This is a genomic window from Agrobacterium sp. fls2-241-TYG-188a (assembly GCF_030209845.1).
The window spans coordinates 1,107,518-1,126,068 of the sequence record NZ_JARVRD010000001.1 but is presented as its reverse complement, the minus strand read 5'-3'; the positions used below and the strand labels follow the sequence as shown (position 1 = coordinate 1,126,068).

The 18,551-nt window shown below is 55.7% G+C and carries 13 protein-coding genes; 5 read left to right on the top strand and 8 right to left on the bottom strand.

What is annotated here, in order from left to right; genetic code table 11:
* Window positions 1–80: 80 nt before the first annotated feature.
* Genes QRN85_RS04830 through QRN85_RS04810 form a run of 5 tightly spaced genes read right to left on the bottom strand, consistent with a single transcriptional unit; the run spans window position 81 to window position 4,778 of the window.
* Window positions 81–902, bottom strand: a complete 822-nt coding sequence (locus tag QRN85_RS04830) for a carbohydrate ABC transporter permease (protein ID WP_062588210.1) — start codon at window positions 900–902, stop codon at window positions 81–83.
* Window positions 902–1,840, bottom strand: coding sequence for a carbohydrate ABC transporter permease (locus tag QRN85_RS04825; protein WP_062588208.1), 939 nt, complete (start codon window positions 1,838–1,840; stop codon window positions 902–904). Before QRN85_RS04825 ends, QRN85_RS04830 begins: the two co-directional genes overlap by 1 nt.
* A complete protein-coding gene (locus QRN85_RS04820) occupies window positions 1,840–3,168 on the bottom strand; it encodes an ABC transporter substrate-binding protein (RefSeq protein WP_284757056.1) in 1,329 nt (442 codons plus the stop codon). The genes QRN85_RS04825 and QRN85_RS04820 overlap by 1 nt, the downstream gene beginning before the upstream one ends.
* Before the next feature lie 53 nt (window positions 3,169–3,221).
* Window positions 3,222–3,881 carry a GntR family transcriptional regulator gene (locus tag QRN85_RS04815; RefSeq protein ID WP_062588205.1) on the bottom strand — a complete coding sequence of 220 codons (660 nt, stop codon included), beginning with the start codon at window positions 3,879–3,881 and terminating at the stop codon, window positions 3,222–3,224.
* A 12-nt stretch (window positions 3,882–3,893) separates the two neighbouring features.
* Entirely contained in the window at window positions 3,894–4,778 is an 885-nt protein-coding gene (locus QRN85_RS04810; RefSeq protein WP_284757057.1) for a dihydrodipicolinate synthase family protein, read from the bottom strand.
* 442 nt (window positions 4,779–5,220) lie between these two features.
* On the opposite strand from QRN85_RS04810, the gene QRN85_RS04805 reads away from it, so the two are divergent.
* On the top strand, window positions 5,221–7,800 hold the full coding sequence (locus QRN85_RS04805) for a DNA translocase FtsK (protein ID WP_502870744.1): 2,580 nt from the start codon (window positions 5,221–5,223) through the stop codon (window positions 7,798–7,800).
* 121 nt (window positions 7,801–7,921) lie between these two features.
* Here the strand turns inward: QRN85_RS04805 and QRN85_RS04800 are convergent, their stop codons facing one another.
* Window positions 7,922–9,919, bottom strand: coding sequence for a putative bifunctional diguanylate cyclase/phosphodiesterase (locus QRN85_RS04800; RefSeq protein ID WP_284757059.1), 1,998 nt, complete (start codon window positions 9,917–9,919; stop codon window positions 7,922–7,924).
* 313 nt (window positions 9,920–10,232) lie between these two features.
* On the opposite strand from QRN85_RS04800, the gene QRN85_RS04795 reads away from it, so the two are divergent.
* The 3 genes from QRN85_RS04795 to QRN85_RS04785 all read left to right on the top strand — a co-directional run bounded on the left by QRN85_RS04795 (window position 10,233) and on the right by QRN85_RS04785 (window position 13,828).
* The gene (locus QRN85_RS04795) at window positions 10,233–11,279 is read left to right on the top strand and encodes a class I SAM-dependent methyltransferase (protein ID WP_284757060.1); all 1,047 of its coding nucleotides are present in this window, start codon (window positions 10,233–10,235) and stop codon (window positions 11,277–11,279) included.
* Between the two features lie 127 nt (window positions 11,280–11,406).
* Window positions 11,407–12,228 (top strand): bifunctional allantoicase/(S)-ureidoglycine aminohydrolase, encoded by an 822-nt coding sequence (locus QRN85_RS04790; RefSeq protein ID WP_284757061.1) that lies wholly within the window; start codon window positions 11,407–11,409, stop codon window positions 12,226–12,228.
* Between the two features lie 148 nt (window positions 12,229–12,376).
* On the top strand, window positions 12,377–13,828 hold the full coding sequence (locus QRN85_RS04785; protein WP_284757062.1) for a sensor domain-containing diguanylate cyclase: 1,452 nt from the start codon (window positions 12,377–12,379) through the stop codon (window positions 13,826–13,828).
* 39 nt (window positions 13,829–13,867) lie between these two features.
* Here QRN85_RS04785 and eglC read toward each other — a convergent pair whose 3' ends face one another.
* Both eglC and QRN85_RS04775 read right to left on the bottom strand, forming a co-directional pair.
* Complete coding sequence (gene eglC, locus QRN85_RS04780) at window positions 13,868–15,304, bottom strand: endo-1,3-1,4-beta-glycanase EglC (RefSeq protein ID WP_284757063.1); 1,437 nt, start codon at window positions 15,302–15,304, stop codon at window positions 13,868–13,870.
* Between the two features lie 145 nt (window positions 15,305–15,449).
* Entirely contained in the window at window positions 15,450–16,781 is a 1,332-nt protein-coding gene (locus QRN85_RS04775; protein ID WP_284757064.1) for a hypothetical protein, read from the bottom strand.
* A gap of 453 nt (window positions 16,782–17,234) precedes the next feature.
* Between QRN85_RS04775 and QRN85_RS04770 the strand changes: the two genes are divergently transcribed.
* Window positions 17,235–18,542: an ABC transporter substrate-binding protein gene (locus QRN85_RS04770; RefSeq protein ID WP_284757065.1), complete on the top strand. Its 1,308-nt coding sequence runs from the start codon at window positions 17,235–17,237 to the stop codon at window positions 18,540–18,542.
* Window positions 18,543–18,551 lie beyond the last annotated feature (9 nt).

The window sequence follows — 18,551 nt, the reverse complement described above, 5'->3', positions numbered from 1 at the left end:
TTGATCCCGTGATGAAAGCAATTCCAGCAAAGATGCCAAGCGGTTTTGCGTTCGGAGTTGCGTTAAGCAAAAGAGGTGGTTCAGCCGCCCTTGACGGCGCCAGCGGTAAGGCCCGCAACGATCTGTTTTTGCGCAAACATCGTCAGCAACAGAACCGGCAGGGTGACGATCAGAGCCGCCGCCGCAAGCGGCCCCCAGCTGACCTGCTCGAAGGACAGCATGTTGTAGACGGCGACGGGCAGGGTGCGCGTTTCACGACTTGCCAGCACGATGCCGAAGACAAAGTTGTTCCAGGAGAAGATGACCGCGAGAATGAATGACACGACGATGCCGGGCTTTGCGATGGGCAGTGCCACGAGCCGGAAAACCTGCCACGAAGAGGCACCATCCATGCTGGCTGCTTCTTCGAGCTCCTTCGGCGTCGTCTCGAAATAGCCGATCATGATCCAGACGACGATCGGAACAGTGACGACGAGATGGATGATGATCTGTGGCCAGAGCGTGCCGAGCAGGTTCAGCCATTGGAACAGAAGAAACAGCGGAATGAGGAAGGAGAGACCGGGCGTCATGCGTGCAATCATGATGACGATGGCTGCCTTTTCGGCCTTCAATCGCGCAATGCCGTAACCTGCGGGAACGCCGATGACGAGCGCAAGAAAGGTTGCTGCCCCCGTGACCAGAACGGAATTCCAGAAATAGAGGAAGAAGTTGTTCTCCTCGAAGACCTTCACGTAATTCGACCATGCGAAGCGTTCCGGGATGAGGATGGGTGGATAAGCACCGTTGTCGATCTCGTATTTCAAGGACAGCGAAATCATCCAGATGAAGAAAAGAATGACCGGCGAGATCATGACCAGTGCCACAAAAAACAGGCCGATACGGTCGAGGGTCTTGCGTTTCATCAGCGGGACTCCATCTCGTTCCACTGTGTTCTTGCGCGCACCATCAGAAGCACGAAGGACAGGGCAATGATGACGATGAAGAAAACGACGGCCATGGCTGAGCCGTAGCCAATATCGTAATAGGCGAAGGCTGTGTTGTAGAGATAGATGTTGATGGTTTCCGAGGCCGTGCCGGGCCCGCCCTGCGTCATCGCGTAAATGATATCAAAGCTTTTGACGGCATCGATGGAGCGGATGATGACCGCAATCATCAGAAACGGCGCAATCATGGGCATGGTCAGGTAGCGGAATTTCTGCCAGGCATTGGCGCCGTCGATTTCAGCGCTTTCGTAGGGTTCACGGGGCACAGCGGCAAGGCCGCCAAGGACGATGAGCATCACAAGCGGCGTCCACTGCCAGGTTTCCACGAGGACGAGAGACGGGATCACTGTGGACTGGTTGTAGATCCACTCGAGGGGCCCTATGCCGATGAGCGAGAGCAGATAATTCAGCACACCCAACTGCGGGTGGAACATCATGGTCCAGACCAGCGCGATGGCCACCGGAGTTGCCATCATGGGCATGACGAAGACGCCGCGCAGGAAGCCGCGCAATGGGAATTGCGCATCGAACAGAAGGGCTGCCAGCGTACCGAGAAACAGAGGCGCGACAACTGACAGCGTCGTATAGACCAGCGTGTGCCAGAGTGATTCCCAGAACCGAGCATCGCTGGCCAGACGAATATAGTTGTCCAAGCCGATGAAGCTCTGCTCCTGACCCAGCGTCCAGCGCTGCGCGCTCATCCAGAGTGTGAACACCCACGGAAACACGATGACCGCTGCAATGACGACGAGTGCGGGAATGACGAAAGGCCAGTAGTTGGGAGCAAGCCGCGTGGGCTTGCTCCTTCTGCTGATTGTTTTTGCCGACGCGGCAGTTTCTATGCTGACGGACACCATTATCCCTCGCTGCGTGCCAGAACAGGTGCGAACTGCTCGGTCGCCTTCTTGAGTTCGGTTTCCGGGTCTGCCCCGCCGATCATGTTGGTGAGACCGACGCCATAGATATCGCGGAACTCGGTGACGGGAATGATGACGGGAAGGGCAAGCCTGGACACCTTGCCGGAACCGACGACGGCGTCCAGCCATTCGGCAGGCATCTTGACGCCTTGCCGAACCTTCGCGTCTTCCAGAATGGACTGGCGGAACGGGACGCCCGCACCCGCCTGCAACAGACGCGCACCCATTTCATGCGAAATGGCCCATTGGCAGAACAGGTAAGCAGCTTCCTTTTTGGTGGAGGCTTCAACGACGCCAAGACCATCCCCGAAGGTGCCTGCAGCCTGCTGGGCCGGACCCTTTGGCATGACACCGTAACCGGCCTTGCCGACGACGCGGGACTTTTCCGGGTTTTCGATGGGCGGAGCAAAGCCGACACCATCAAACCACATGCCAATCTTGCCCTGAAGGAAGGCAGATTGCGCTTCTGCCCAGTTGAAGCCGGAAACACCCGGAGGGGCCGACTTCGTCATCAGCCGCTGGTAAAGCTTTGCGGCCTCGACAGCTTCACGCGTCGTGGTGTCGATCTTGCCGTTTACGATGGGAGCTGCGCCATAGCCCAGCATCAGAGATGTCCAGACGGGCGTGTTGGCGTTCTTCAATCCGCGCGCCACGAAGCCGTAGGTATTGGTCGACGGGTCGGTGATCGCTTCTGCGGCGGCAACAAGTTCATCGAAGGTCTGTGGATACTTCAGGCCCTTGGCTTCGAACAGTTCCTTGTTCCAGTAGAGGATCCAGTAATCCACGGAGAAGGGCAGCGAGCGAAGGACGCCATCGCTATCCTTGGCAAACTGCATTCCCGCTTCGGCAAAATCACTCTCTACCAGCGAAGGGTCGGTGAGTGTCGGATCTTTCAGGAAGCCACTGATATCGGCCAGCCATTTGCCTTTTTCGAACTGGCGCTTCTGCACGTGGTAGCTCAGGTGGACCACATCGAAGCTCGGTCTGCCGGAAGACAGCTCGATCACGACCTTCTGCCGTTGCTGCTGTTCAGGCGTCGCCTCGGCATTGACCTTGATGCCGGTCAGTTCCTCGAATTCCTTGATGTATTTCAGCAGTGTTTCGCTGCGCGGGCTTTTGACGAGATTGACCTCGAGCGTGGTCCCGGCGTGTTTCTTCCAGTCAACCGCTGCCGAGGCGGGACGAATGCCGAATGCAGCCGTACCGGCAATGGCTGCCGTTCCGGCCATGAAGGCACGACGTGTAGGATTAAGCAGAGAGTATGTCATGTTTTCCTCCTCTTGTGTGGCCGAAAATCTCCTCACCCCCGGCCGATTGTTTTTTAGACCGCGAGAGCCCTGTCCCTCGCATTTCTGATATGGGCGACCAGCCTTTCGGCCGCCTCCTCGGGCAAGCGTTGCTCGATGGCTTCCAGAATGGTCAGATGCTCGGCCATGACCGACTTGACGTGACCTGCAATTCGAAACCGCTCCTGGTTGATCAGCCGCATTTTGATGGAATTTACCCGGTAGGCATTCGAAATGATGGAATTTCCAAGTGAATCGATAAAGGCATCATGCATTCCCCAATCGATAGCCTGCGCTCTTGCATCCAGTTCCGGCGATGTCGTTCCGCTTTGCGCGGCCTCGGCAATGTTGCGGTGATTGGAGATCATCTCTGCAATCGTGTCATCGGAAGCCGTGCGGGTAAAAATCGCAACGGCTTCCTTTTCCAGGAAAATACGAAACTGAAACGCTTCGCGGATCAGGTTGATATCGATATGGGCGACCTGAAGACCGCGCTGGGGAACGGTCTTGATCAACCCATCCGCTTCCAGCCGTGGTATGGCCTCACGAATTGCCCCTAGCGGGAGCCCGGTCAATTCCACCAGACGACGTTGGGATATGAACTGGCCGGGGCGAACATCGCGCGCAAGCAGGTGATGCGTAAAACTCTCATACGCCTTTTCCCGCAATGTCGTCTGCTCGCCAGTCTCGTCCATGAAAAACCCTTTTCAGGCCGCCTGCCTGTTGAATAAAGTATCGAATGCGGCCTGAAGCTTCTTACAATTTTCAGCGGAAATGGAAACCAGGGGAGGGCGCACCGTGTGCCAGATTGTTTCCCCCGTGACGTGCGAAACCAGAACCTTGACCGCCGGTGTCACGGGGTTCTTGAGGAGCTCTGCAACCAGATCCACGATCCGATTGTCATCCAGGCCATCCACCGCCATGGCCCGAACCTCCTGTGGCAGGAAGTTGGCGCAGCCGGAAATCGCGCCCTGTCCGCCAAGGCGAACGCCCTGTGCCAGATGCCGTTCATCGCCAATCAGAATGACGAGATCCCGATGCTCGGAAAGCAGGCGCTGCGTATAGGGCCAATCGCCTGAGGAGTCCTTTACGCCTGTGACGACGCCCGGAAAGGCGTGGCGCAGGCGGCCGATGAGTTCTACCGAAAGTCCCACCGCCGTAACGGACGGAATATTATAAACCAGAATGTCCCGGCCGGTATCGCCAAGCTGATGGAATACGGATGAGAACCACTGAAACAGCCCTTCATCACTAACGTTCTTAAAATAGGACGGAGGTGCAAGAAGGATGTTGCGCGCCCCGGCTTTGAGAGCTTCGCCCGCCTGGTCTGCCGCATCCTGTGCCGAATCCACCAGCACGCCTGTGACCAGCTTGTTGGCAGCAATACCCGCATTCAGAAAAGCTGAAAGGATCTCGGTCCGCTCTCTCGAGCCAATCGAACTGCCTTCGCCAGTGGTGCCGAAAAGGGTAACGCTATCGCAGCCCGCGGCCAGCGAACGCTTGGCCTGAGCGATCATGGTCGGAATCTCGACCGCTCCATCCTGCGAAAATGGTGTCGTAAGTGCTGCCGATAGGCCGAATTTACCAGTCAATTGCCTGCTCCTCCAAAACTGACAAACGCTTGATACGACATTAACATGTTAGTTGTAAAGCCTGCAGTGCTCAGTCCTGTGGAAAGAATTTGATCCTCGGACAAAATGGCGCGGGGTCTGCGTGGAAAACGAGTTCTAAGTTGGGAAAACACTGGCTTTAAAGGGGTTTTTCCCGATTCAGCTCATTTTAGAAAAGCGTGTCTGACGGGACACAGCGAAGATTAAGATTGTTAAAATTGGCTTTTGGGAGGCTCTTGGCAATATGTGATTAACCTTTATTTTCTATCTCATTTGCTGTGCCAAATGTCCGTTTATGATGAGTGTACAGGCTGTGATGCGTTTTCCCCGTTCGAATTTAAATAATTCCGTCAATACGATAGAAGAGAGGGGACAGAAGCAGCCCGATGCGGAGCCGCAGGCAACGCAAAATGGGGCCAGCGGAATGATTCCGTTAACGCCAGACCAGCGTGCCGTTATGGGTCGTAACGCTGATCAGATTGCTGCGAATGCTATCGAGGGTCGCGACGAGATGCCCCTGTGGCAGAACGCCTTTGTTCTCGGCCCCAATGTGCGGTTTACGCGTACTCCGCAAAATATCGTTGCCGGAAAACAGGCGACAGCTGCGACCTCCCCCAAACCGGATGGGGATGAGGCGGTATTCGCTCCCTCGCACGCTGCCAGGCCGGAGAGCGATCGCCCTGCCGCGCCCAAGCTGACAGAGGAAGAGCGCCGCATTGCAAAACCAGCCGTGCTTCCCCAACCTCCAGGAGCGACGGGTGCGCTTGCGCTTACATATCGTTTGCGGCGCGAACTTGCCTTGAAGCAACAGCAGGAAGCCTCCGCTCCGGCTGACGCGGTGACGACTGTTGAAGACTCTCCATCCTCTGCCGCGTCGTCTGACGAACAGATCGATGTTGCCTGCTTCCCCGATACTCAAGGCGCTTCGGTTCAGGCCAGGCTTGATGTTCCCGCCTTTGCCGATGCATTGTCGGATGAAATGTTCTGGGAGGCCATGAGCCTCGATATGGGCGACGCCATTTTGCCGCCTTCGCGCCCGATGCGGCTTGCCGAACTGGCCCGCATCAAGGCCAGCAGCGTGGCGGCTGCCGCTCCAGTACAGCCAGCTCCCGCCCAGGCGAAAGTCACCCCCCGGCCGCAACCGGTCCAGGTCATTCGCCAGTTGCCACCAACCATCGAAAAGCCGGTCTTTGCGAGATCAGTTGATTCACCCGTTTCGCTCTACCGGCAGGTAGAGGTCCGCGCCGTTCCCGAGGCGGATAGCGCCCAGCCTGAAGCGCACCATGTCGAAACCTCTGTGGAAGAACCGGCCCAGGTCGTGGCCGTCCCAGCCGAGCAGCCTGTCGTGCCAGTGGTTCAACCCGCTGCCGTAATAGAGCCGCGACGGGAAATGCGCACGGTCGCGCGCAACAACAATCAGCCGATGTTTCTGGATGCGCCGGTGTTCAGCGACGGCGAATACGAATATCCACCAATCGATCTTCTGCAACAGCCGCAGGTTCTGCAGACGACAACAATGACGCCGGAAGCACTGGAGCAGAGCGCAGGTCTGCTGGAAAGTGTTCTGGAAGACTTTGGCATCAAGGGCGAGATCATCGATGTTCGCCCTGGCCCTGTCGTGACGCTTTACGAGTTCGAGCCTGCCCCCGGCGTCAAGTCGTCCCGCGTTATCGGCCTGTCGGACGATATTGCCCGCTCGATGTCTGCACTTTCTGCCCGCGTGGCTGTCGTGCCGGGCCGCAACGTCATCGGCATCGAACTGCCGAACCCGGTTCGGGAAACGGTTTATTTCCGTGAACTGATCGAGTCGCCCGATTACGCGGAAACGCGGATGAAGCTTGCGCTTTGCCTCGGCAAGACAATTGGTGGCGAGCCCGTTGTCGCCGAGCTGGCAAAGATGCCGCACCTTCTTGTTGCCGGTACCACCGGCTCCGGCAAATCCGTCGCGATCAACACGATGATCCTGTCTTTGCTTTACCGGCTGAAGCCGGAAGAGTGCCGGCTCATCATGGTTGATCCTAAGATGCTGGAACTGTCTGTCTATGATGGAATTCCGCATCTGCTGACGCCAGTCGTGACCGATCCCAAGAAGGCCGTCATGGCGCTGAAATGGGCGGTTCGCGAGATGGAAGACCGCTATCGCAAGATGTCGCGTCTGGGTGTGCGCAATATCGATGGCTACAATGCCCGTGCAGCATCGGCGCGCGCCAAGGGCGAAACCGTCATGTGCAACGTCCAGACCGGCTTTGATCGTGCAACGGGAGAGGCGGTCTACGAGCAGGAAGAAATGGACCTGACGGCGATGCCATATATCGTCGTGATCGTCGACGAGATGGCCGACCTTATGATGGTCGCGGGCAAGGAGATCGAGGGCGCAATCCAGCGCCTGGCTCAAATGGCGCGTGCTGCGGGTATTCACCTCATCATGGCCACACAGCGCCCATCGGTGGATGTCATCACCGGCACCATCAAGGCCAACTTCCCGACGCGCATTTCGTTTCAGGTCACGTCGAAGATCGACAGCCGAACCATCCTTGGCGAACAGGGTGCCGAGCATCTTCTGGGCCAGGGCGACATGCTCCACATGGTTGGAGGCGGCCGCATAGCGCGTGTGCATGGACCGTTCGTATCGGACGAAGAGGTCGAGAAGGTCGTTGCACATCTGAAGACGCAAGGCCGTCCTGAATATCTCGGCACCGTCACGGAAGACGCAGATGAAGCCGATGATGCTGAAGAAGAGGACACAGCTGTCTTCGACAAATCAGCCATGGGTGAGGACGATACCGCTGACCTGTACGAGAAGGCGGTCAAGGTTGTGCTGCGCGACAAGAAGTGCTCGACCTCCTATATCCAGCGTCGCCTTTCGATCGGCTATAACCGCGCTGCCTCGCTGGTTGAGCGCATGGAACAGGAAGGCATTGTGGGCCCTGCCAATCACGTCGGCAAACGATCGATCATCATGGGTGAACGTGATGTGTGTGAGGTACCGGGCGCTGTCGACTAGGGTGTCTCCTCGTTATTTGGACACGCTATAGCAACACCCTGTCGTTCAAGTTGCCTGCAGAAATTCAAAAACCCGGCGAGGTCATCGCCGGGTTTTGTGCATCTGGCACTCTCTTGCCGGATCAGATCGGGCGGATGAGACCCGTGCGCGGCAGATAGGGCACCCTGTTGCGTTTCAACTTTTCGATGGCGGCAGGACGACCTACGTAATAGCCCTGAACCTGATCGATGCGAAGTTCCTTAAGCAATTCCATCTGCTCCGCGGTTTCGACACCTTCAACGAGGATCTTGTGGCCGCGGTTGCGGATCAGGTCGACAATATCGCTCAACATCGCCTTGCCGCGAGGTGTGCAGGCATCATGCAGGAACGACTTGTCGATCTTGACGGTATCGAACTCAACCAGCCGCAGCCAGGACAGCCCGGCAAAGCCGGTGCCGAAATCGTCGAGCCAGATTTTGACGCCCAGTGTTTTCAGATCGCTGATGCAGCGAAGAACGTCGGAGTTCATGTCGACCTCAAGGCCCTCGGTGATCTCAAGGGCCAGTCGTCCTCCAGCCACTCCCATTTCACCGAGAATGGCGGCGACCGATGTAGCGAAGCCGGGGCATTTCAGTTGAATTGGGGAAACGTTGACGCTGACGACGGAGGTTTCTTCGCAGCTTAGAACCTGTTGGCACACCGTGCGGATTGCCCACAGGCCAAGATCGGTGATCACCCCGGTCCGTTCGGCGATGGGAATGAAGATGCTGGGAGGAACAAGTGTGCCGTCCAGAAGTCGCAACCGCATGAGTGCCTCTAGCCCTGTGGCCCTGTCGGTCGAAAGTGTCTTTATCGGCTGATAAACCAGAGATACGAGGTTCTGGGCGATTGCTATATTCAGCAGCGCCGCGACATTCTCGGTGTCGTCGCTGTTATTCGGGTCGTTCGGGTCGAATAGTTTGACAGTGTTCCGGCCATTTGCCTTGGCAAGATAAAGCGCGCGGTCCGCTTCATTGATGAGGCGTTCCAGCTTCGCATCCGGGTGCGGACGCGTATAGGAGACGCCGACGCTGACGGTTATGACAGACGTCCCATCTCTTCGCCTTTCATGTGTCAGTGAAAGGTCTTGGACTGTCTGCCGCATCGTTTCGGCGATTTCTTCAATGTCTCGGGCGGTGGTGAACCGCGCCAGGGCTATGAACTCCTCGCCACCGTAGCGACCGATGACCGCGTCGAAACGGCTCATACTGTCCTGAAGCGTTTGCGCCACCTGCACCAGGCAGCGGTCGCCTTCCTGATGGCCATAGAAGTCGTTATACTTTTTGAAGAAATCGACATCGATGAGGAAGACTGCGAAGTTCCGCTCTTTCTCGGTCCATTCGTCCCACAAATGCCGCAGGCGTCCGTCGATTGCCCTTCGATTTTCAAGGCCGGTCAAAGGATCGGTGTTGGACAGCCGCAGCAAGGCCACGCCGCGCTCTTCCGCCTGGCGTTGTTGCACCTTAGCCTCGATCGCGTTGAGGAACACGTGATAGCGTTCACGGTTCAGTCTAAAGTTCACATAGCTGGTGAAGACAAAGCACGAGAAATAGAAGGTGCCGAAGGCGATCTGATAATAGATGTCCTGATGGAAATAGCTGAGCGCCACGAAATAAGTCAGCAAGACCAGGCTGGACGTAAATATGGACAGGCTGAAATTGAAGGTAAAAAACAGGTTGGCGCCCATCATGAACATCGCGCCGAACACCATGTAATAGGACATGTTGGTGGCATAGGATGTCATCATCGCCGGCATGAGCCAACCGACATAACTGCATATCAATGCCGTGGCACAGGCAATGTCCAACTGGTTCGTTTTGGCACCAGCCCGGATTTGCATTTCCAGTGTCAGAAGGGCGCAGATACTGACGACAAACCGCGCGAACATCGTGTGTGGTGCAACATCTGGCACCAGCAAAATATCCATCAGCGAAAACATCAGGTAGATGGGGACCGCCAGCCATAAGCCTTGCCTTATGGCTTTGCGTCGCTGGACGTCAGCCTCTTCCAGGAAAAGAGTCCGCAAAGCGTCCTTGGATCGCTGCGGCGACGCTTCCTGATGCAAGTCAAGTCCTGCCGTATCTGCTAAAGTGTGCGTCATGCACTTTTCCATAGGTTGCAATAATGTTGCAAGTTTATCGGATCGAGACTTGCAGAAGTTATTGCTAAATTCTGCTGTTTTACTTCCGGTTCTCTCATCTGTCAGACTCAAGTTCAGGTTGCAATCATGGTAACAATATAAGCATTCCTATTAAGTTTCTTTAAATCGCCAAAAAACTACAACTGACTTTAGATTTACCTTAATAAAAGGTTTTCGAAAAAAGCATGTTTTCACGGCTTTTCGTAGATTGACTCCTGCACTGGTCGCAGATGAATTAACACAAAGTTAACATAGTGTTAATCAGGAGCGATATATGTCCCAACTTGCTACTGCAAACTTTGATGGTGAAAGTCTCATTACCCCAGAGACTATCTCGGACGAAATATTCGACACAAGAGCGAGCAATTTTGAAGAGAAATTTTTGCTTGCGCAGGCAGACGTCTCGCTGGTTCTCAATTTGGCACATCAGCAATTCGTAAACGGCAGGGCGCCGCAGGATATCATCCATAACGTTGCTGGCCAGCTCCATTTTCTCAGAGAGAAATACCACTCAGGAGTGTGGCGGGAGATCATTCCTATCATTCAGGACCATGAGGTCTCGGACTACTTCCTGCAGGACCCCTTCACGCTGTGGTCTTTCGAGAAGCCTCGCGGATACTCGGGCGATGCGCAATTGCTAGATTTCATCTATGGTCACGAGAGTGTTCAGGATCGTATCGCTGCCGCATCGCCACTTGGTATGGCACTGTATGAATACACGAAAGATGCTTCATCCTCGGTGGCCGTGCGGGAGCGCCGCGACATATTGACGAAATATGTCGATCAGATCGCAGCTTCCGTCGGGAATGACGCAGAAATTCTGACCATCGCAGCCGGGCATCTGCGCGAGGCAAATCGTTCTGTTGCGCTGGCCAAGGGCAAGATCAGGCGTTGGGTTGCTCTTGATCAGGACCCTCTGAGCGTCGGCGCCATCACACGCGACTTTGCCGGCACCTGCATCGAGGCCGTCGATGGCTCGGTGCGTGGCATTCTGTCTGGTCGCCAGCAGCTTGGCACGTTCGATTTTGTCTATGCTGCAGGTCTGTATGACTATCTGGTCGACAAGGTCTCGATCAAGCTGACCCAGCGTTGCCTGGACATGCTCAAGCCCGGCGGTACTTTCCTCTTTGCCAATTTCTCGCAGGATATCGGCGTTGACGGCTACATGGAATCCTTCATGAACTGGGCTCTGTTGCTGCGCACCGAGGAAGACATGTGGCGCATCATCAATGCCAGCATCGATCCGGAAGCGTTCGAGGCCGAGGTCTTCTTCGGCGAGAACCGCAACATCGTCTATGGCGTCATTCGCAAAAAGGCGTGACGTCCTTTACCCAGACGTCACGCCGCCTTTGATGGCGGCGTGACGGCGCCCGCTTAAATCGCGATTCCCATGACGCTCGAAACACTCTAAGGAAACTTGGGAGATAGCATGGCTTTGGAGCGCGGACATGGAAAACAAGCGTTATTATTCTGACTTCGGCGGCCTTCCTGGCCAAACTGAACTTCTATCCAGCAAGGCGACCTTTACGACCGCCTATGCCGTTATACCAAAGCGGGTCATGTCCGACATCGTGACCAGTGTTCTGCCGCACTGGCGCGAAACGCGAGCCTGGATCATTTCGCGCCCGATGACCGGCTTTTCCGAGACATTTGCCCAATATGTCATGGAAGTTCTGCCAGGCGGAGGAAGTGACAGGCCCGAACCGGACGCGCGTGCGCAAGCCGCTATTTTCGTCGTCGACGGCGAGATGAGTATCGAACACGCGGGCAAGCGCCATGCGCTGCGGGCCGGTTCATTTGCCTATATTCCTGCGGGCGAGGCCTGGAGCCTTCGCGGCGAAGGTACGGTGCCGGCCAAGTTTCATTGGGTGCGGAAGGTTTTCGATGTCGTTGACGGCCTTGAGTTGCCCCCGGCGATCTTCACGCATGAGGATGAGCATGAATTGTCGGCCATGCCCGACACAGGCGGAAAATGGGCGACGACGCGTTTCATAGACCCGGCGGATGGACGCTATGACATGCATCTCAATATCGTCACCTTTGAGCCGGGCGCGACAATCCCTTTCATGGAAACCCACGTGATGGAGCACGGGCTTTTTGTGTTGGAAGGCAAAGCGGTCTATCGTTTGAACAATGATTGGGTTGAAGTTGAAGCGGGTGACTTCATGTGGCTTCGCGCCTTCTGCCCGCAGGCATGTTACGCAGGTGGGCCCGGCCGCTTCCGGTATCTGCTTTACAAGGATGTAAATCGTCATGTGAAATTGTGGTGACCAGGCCTCTAGACGCCCCATATTGCTTTCCACTCCGGGCGGAAATTAGCGAAATCTTTAATTCGGGGAGTGAGGTTGTCGGCCAAAGTTTTGCGCGAATAACCGCGCGCAAACAATCTTCCAGGACCGCTTAGCGGAGATCGACACTATGCCTGAAACTTTCGAAGCAGATGTTTTCAACCTCGCGCCCGTGGCAATGTGGATCGAAGATTTTTCCGGCGTGAAGCGGCAGTTCGATATCTGGCGCGGACAGGGCATTACCGATATCCGAAGTTACCTGCGCGAAGACCTTTCCCGTGTGCAGGAATGTTCGCAGAAGATACGAGTGCTCAGCGTAAACGAAAAAACCCTCGAACTCTTCGCTGCCCGGGATTTTGACCATCTGCTCTCGAATATGGATCGCATATTTCGTGATGATATGCTGGAAGGCCATATCACCGAACTGGAAGCACTGTGGGAGGGTAAGGCGCGCTTTTCCAGCCATGCGGTCAACTATTCCCTAAGTGGCCAGCGCCTCGACATTCAGCTGCGCGGCGTCATCCTGCCCGGCCATGAGGAGACCTTTGAGCGTATCCTCATTACCACTGAAGATGTCACGGAGCGCGAAGAGGCGAGAAGGCTTGAGCAGAGCAACCGCCGATATGCCGAGAGCATGTTCAAACATTCCCCGGTGTCGCTATGGGTCGAGGACTTTAGCCGTATCAAACGGATGATCGATGACCTGAAGGACGGTGGCATCGTCGACTTCCGGGTCTTCATGGATGTTCACCCCGAATTCGTGCTTCAATGCATGAGCGAAATCCGGGTGATCGAAGTCAACAAGGCGACCCTCGATCTCTTTTGTGCTCCCGATGAGCAAACCTTGCTGCGTCGGTTGCGTGATGTCTTCCGCGATGAAATGGACAAGCCATTTCGCGAACAACTGATCGATCTCTGGAACGGAAATCTTTTCCATCAGCGTGAGGTCATCAACTACGCGCTCGACGGGACGGAACGTCACGTCCTTTTGCAATTCTCCGTCTTTCCGGGCCACGAGCAGGACTGGTCGCTTGTGCAGGTCGCGCTAACGGACATCACGGCGCGCAAGAAGGCCGAGGCATATCTCGAATATCTGGGCAAGCATGATGTTTTGACCAAGCTTTATAACAGGGCATTCTACACCGACGAGTTGAACCGGCTTGAGCGCAAGAGCCTGCGACCCGTCTCCGCGATCATCATCGATTTGAATGGCCTGAAGGTTGCCAACGATACGCTTGGCCACGATGCGGGCGACAAGTTGTTGCGGCGGCTTGGAGAGGTTCTCAACGGCGTGGTAGCCTCGCCCAACAGCGCGGCGCGGATCGGCGGCGATGAATTTGCTATTTTAATGCCTGGCGCTGACAAACAGGTGGCCGCCAATCTGGTGGAAACCATCTACGAACTGTTGAAGATCAACAACCAGTTCTATTCAGCGTCGCCACTCGGGATTTCTATCGGTGTGGCAACCAGTGAGCCGGGAGAAACACTAGAGGCGATGGTGCGCAGGGCGGACATGAGCATGTATGAGGTGAAAAAGGCGCACTATGCCGAAGCTTCTTTAAAAGCGATGCCCACCGGTTAGGTGGGCACCTGAGAAGCGGGGAAAAGCCCTGCGTAATTGTCAGACGAGCAGGTTATCCGCAGGAACTTGCTGGCTTAATGCCGCGACATCCGGGTCGTTGATCGAGTAGGCATGGATGTAATCGATCTTCATTTCGGAACCATTTGGCAGCCCATTTGCAGGCGTCCCCGCTATGCCGCCTACGGCAAGGTTGACGATCATATACATGGGATCATGCATGTCGGCAGGCGTGTCTATCTGAGCTATCGCGACGTCGTCGAAATACCAGGTAATATGGTCTGCCTCCCAGAGAAGCCCGTATTTGTGGAATCCCTCGGTGCTTGAGACGTTGACGTTGTTGATGCTGGAGGTTTGCTGGCCGGTTGCGTTCGAGTGCGCCGAAAGGATCAGCGAGTTTGGATTCTGACCACGCATCTCGATGACATCGAGCTCCGGCGGCCATGTTCCATCCGTCGGCAGCAGCCAGAAGGCTGGCCAGGTGCCCTGGTCGCTGGGCATATCGGCGCGAATTTCAAAGTAGCCATAGGTCTGGGAAAAGGATGCATGCGTAGTCAGCATACCGGACGTATAGTCATAGCCGTTGACTGCGTCCGAGATTGAATCCGGGGTAGGGGCGGCCTTGATGGTCAGAACGCCGTTCTGGACGGAGAACGGATTGACTGACGAGGTGGGCTGATAGGCAGGGTTTATGTACCACTGTTGTTCGGAGTTGGAATGAAGGCTGCCGCCCTCGTTTCCGGCCCACCAGAACTTCGGTTCCCATACGCCCGTCTGGCCGTTGCGCAGCGACAGGGAGTTGAACTCATCCGAAAAAGTTGAGGTGAGTTGAGACCGATCGAGGGATAGCCGAAACTGATCAGCGTTCAGGTCGTCCGCCGTCGTGTTTGCCAGCACGACACTTTCGCCATTGTCGAAGTTCAGCCACAGATCAGCGCCCTTCTGGGTGGACGCAGATATCAGATTGTCGAACGACGTGACGCCGTAACCATCGAGCCGAATGATGTCGTCGGAACCGAAATCCGTGACGAGATCCGTACCGTTACCCTTGGCGAAGACAAAAGTATCTGCCCCGCCCGCGCCCGTCAGCACGTCATTGCCCGCGCCGCCGTCTATCGTCTGCTTGCCGGACCCGCCGCTGATGATGTTGTCGATGGAATTTCCGAAGGCGTTTCGCCCGTCACCGGTGACGATGAGGTTCTCAAAATTGTCGGGAAGCGTGTAGCCCATCCATGTGTTGATGGTATCGACACCTTCGCCAGCCGACTCGGCCGCGCGATTGATGGTGGAATAGAGGTAGTAAATGTCATCTCCGGTGCCGCCGCGCATGGTGACATTGACGCTGCTGTCACCCCACATGGAGTCGTTTTTGGCGGTACCATAGAGGGTTGGTCCGGAGCCTGTTGCGGAGAAAAACCCGGTGGACGTATCGCTGTAATAAAGCGGTTTGCCGAGTGCATTCAAGATTGATCTGGCCATCGAATTTCCCCCGTTGACACTGCCATCCAAGACATTTGCTGGTGCCAATACTGTACCAGCGAAGCCCGTGATGTTTGTGTCGAAAATGAGATAAATGGGGTCGCGGCACCTGTGAAAAATCAAGGGTTAGAGCCGTGGTCAAACATTAGCCAACGGATGGTGTGGACAGTAACCACAGGCCGAAAACCGTGTAGATGACCATCGCGACTGCAAGAAATATCTGTGACCGTGCGGCCACTTTTGAGCTGCGAAAGGCGTCCGCGGCGATCGCGTGTGCGACGACAATGCCTGCGACATGTCCCATCACGATAATGAGTGTTTGTGCAGCCCAGATGATGCGAACACCTTCCAGATTCTGCAGGAAGGACGCGGTCACATGCATGTCGACGGTGCCGAAGAGGTCCCAGCCAAGGGCAAAGGGATCTGAGATCACGACCATCAGATACTGGCCGTTGATCAGGAGTTGCGTGAGATAATGCGCGCAGTGGAACGCAATCGAAATAGGCACGATCGAATAGACAAGGCGACCGGCAAGGTCCTGGAGCTCACTCCAACCCTTGCCCGCAAGGTACAAGCCGGCGGCGACGCTGAGGTAGAAGACCAGCATTAACACGATGGGAGTGATGAGCAGGCCAAATGAATTGGCAATCATCACGCCGCTTCTTCCGGGGAATTCAAGCGGGTTGACATCGATGAAACCGAGCCAGGTGAATGTCTCGGAAAATCCGTCGAATGTTGCGGTGCCAAGTGTGAGCAGAATGAAAATTGTGCCGGACAGCGGAAGCGTTTCGGCACTGAGACATCTGGCTCCGGGCCAGCCGATTGAAAAGCTTTTGCGGTGCCCATCAGTCGTGATGCTGAAGACTGAGAACAAGCCAATCATCCGAAAGAAGATGGAAAACGGCTCGCCGACGCGCATCCATGCCCGCTCACCGAAAACGATCATCGCTGCAAAGTTGATCGCCCAGTAGCTCGAAACCGCCATTGCCAGCCGGGTCGGGTCCTCCGGCGCAATCGAGACGAGCTCGAACCATGCAAAACCCGAGAACTGGAGAATGGCGGGAACGTAGCCGATGGCCGATGGCAACGCCATGATCGGCTCGCGGCCCACCGCTGTTCCCGACACCCTGCGGAGTGCCGAAAGGACACCGGTCCACGGGTTGAGCCATGGCCAGAGATTGCCGAGGATTGCCTGCAGCATCGTCAACCCTACCCAGCCCACCGTCCAGATCAAAAGCGGCAACGGGTTGCTCAAGGGATCATCGACCGAGAGAAATCCGGCCACCACGCTCACCCCAAGAATGGCGAATGATAAAAGGCTGAGAGGCGCCTTTGGGACACTGAGGGATTGTGCCACCGAGAATGTCTTTCGCGGCAGCTCGGCAAACCAGCGTGTCGGAGCGACCGTCAAAAGCAGGAAGGAGAGGAGGACCGCAAGTCCTCCACCGGCGAGATAGAACTGTGTCGGAAGGAGCATGATCAATCCACGCTCTGCGCCGTGGGCAAAGGCCTGCGTGCTACCTGCAGATGTTGCGATAAGCAACGTCAAGTATCCAAAATTGCGAGGCGCGAAGCAAAGTCGCTGAAATGTCGCTTTTATGCGAAAAATTAGTGGCGTTTGCGACGTTTTCTCTCCCATTTTTGCCTGTGCCCTCCAAAATTGAACAAAGAAATCAGATCAAAAATCTCTCTATATTGAAAATTCTATAATTGTAATCTCGAGACATCTACGCGATCTCGATTTTAAATCACATGGTCAAAGATTTAGCCCGTTGATCTGTCCCCACTATTTTTTCGTTTTCTGTTGTTCACGTATTTACGCAAAGATCAATGCACGGCATAAAACGCCCTCTGGATTCTGGCTGGCGCAGTTGGTGTCAAGGGTGCTGTGCAGCATATTTGGGCATGATGTCCATGAGTGGGGGATGAAATGGCTGATGAGACGATGACACGCAAGACTGGGCTCACGCGCCGATCGACGCTTCTGACGTTGGGAGCGGCTGCGGGGGCGGGGATTGCAAGCAGTGTGGCGCCGGGCTTCGTGCGCTACTCTCAGGCCCAGACATCGCAACCTGTCAAGCTTGGACTGCAACTGCACAGGACCGGCATCGGTGCTTCTTACGGACGCTGGTACGAGCGCGTCGCCAAGGCCGCCGCCAAGATCATCAATGACGAAGGCGGCATCAATGGCCGTCCGCTGGAAATCATCGTGGAAGACGATGGGACCGATGCCAAGCGCGGTGCAGAGGTGGTGGAGAAATTCGCTGCACAGCACAAGGTAGATGCCATCTTCGGTACGCTTTTTTCGCATGTCGTCATTGGGTCTGCCCCACGCGCGGGAGAGCTGAAAATGCCCTATGTGGTTGTTTCCGAAGGCTTCCATGTGGCCTCGGGGAAGTTGAACCGCTATTGCTTCCAGCCCTGCATCACCGATGTACGCAGCCAGGTCACCGCCATGGCGCCATGGATTTCGCAAAATCTCGGCAAGAAGGCGACGATGATATTCCCGGATTACGCATTCGGGCATGACCACCGCGATTACTTTTCTGCGGCCTTGAAAGCCCACGGCGGTGAGGTTCTGGAACTCATAGCCATTCCACCGACAGAAACATCCTTTACCCGTTATCTGCCGCGCATTCCCTCCGACACGGAGGTTCTCTATCACGTGATGGTCGGACCATCAGTCCTGACTTTTGTTACGGAGCTGGGTCAGTTCTACGGCTCGCAGCGCCCGCAGATTTTCGGGTTCATCGATAGTCTCGAGGCCGTTGATCTTGCGACGCCACAGCTTTCCTACCTTGACGGGACATATTTCTGGGAAGGAATGCCGCGCTACGCCCAGAAAGATCAGAGCCAGTGGGACAAGATCTATCGCGCCGCCGTTGGAATTGACGAGAACGGCGCCAGTGCTGCCGATCCCAAGGACATCTCGACCTATTCGCATATGTTCGGCGTTTGGGAGAGCCTGTTCGTCATCAAACAGGCAATGGAAAAGGCCGGTTATCGAGGTCAGCAGGACACGCCAGCCTTCATCGAGGCCATGGAATCCCTTGAAACATTTGCGGAAGGCCGCGATCATCCGCAAGGCGACAAGCGGTTCAACGGCAAGAACCACCAATGCTATGGCCACCAGTATATTTCCAAGGTCACCGATGGAAAGCTGGGCGTTGTCCACAAGACATCCATCGAGGATGGTGCATATGAGGTCACCGCGGATTATACGAAGATGTCGCTTTGACCTGACGAC

Excerpts from the sequence above, each read along its gene's own strand:
- QRN85_RS04805 (WP_502870744.1), top strand. The coding sequence starts at position 5,221 with ATGATTCCGTTAACGCCAGACCAGCGTGCCGTTATGGGTCGTAACGCT.
- QRN85_RS04790 (WP_284757061.1), top strand. The coding sequence starts at position 11,407 with ATGGAAAACAAGCGTTATTATTCTGACTTCGGCGGCCTTCCTGGCCAA.
- QRN85_RS04820 (WP_284757056.1), bottom strand. The coding sequence starts at position 3,168 with ATGACATACTCTCTGCTTAATCCTACACGTCGTGCCTTCATGGCCGGA.
- QRN85_RS04830 (WP_062588210.1), bottom strand. The coding sequence starts at position 902 with ATGAAACGCAAGACCCTCGACCGTATCGGCCTGTTTTTTGTGGCACTG.
- QRN85_RS04815 (WP_062588205.1), bottom strand. The coding sequence starts at position 3,881 with ATGGACGAGACTGGCGAGCAGACGACATTGCGGGAAAAGGCGTATGAG.
- eglC (WP_284757063.1), bottom strand. The coding sequence starts at position 15,304 with ATGGCCAGATCAATCTTGAATGCACTCGGCAAACCGCTTTATTACAGC.
- QRN85_RS04785 (WP_284757062.1), top strand. The coding sequence starts at position 12,377 with ATGCCTGAAACTTTCGAAGCAGATGTTTTCAACCTCGCGCCCGTGGCA.
- QRN85_RS04770 (WP_284757065.1), top strand. The coding sequence starts at position 17,235 with ATGGCTGATGAGACGATGACACGCAAGACTGGGCTCACGCGCCGATCG.
- QRN85_RS04825 (WP_062588208.1), bottom strand. The coding sequence starts at position 1,840 with ATGGTGTCCGTCAGCATAGAAACTGCCGCGTCGGCAAAAACAATCAGC.
- QRN85_RS04775 (WP_284757064.1), bottom strand. The coding sequence starts at position 16,781 with ATGCTCCTTCCGACACAGTTCTATCTCGCCGGTGGAGGACTTGCGGTC.
- QRN85_RS04800 (WP_284757059.1), bottom strand. The coding sequence starts at position 9,919 with ATGACGCACACTTTAGCAGATACGGCAGGACTTGACTTGCATCAGGAA.
- QRN85_RS04795 (WP_284757060.1), top strand. The coding sequence starts at position 10,233 with ATGTCCCAACTTGCTACTGCAAACTTTGATGGTGAAAGTCTCATTACC.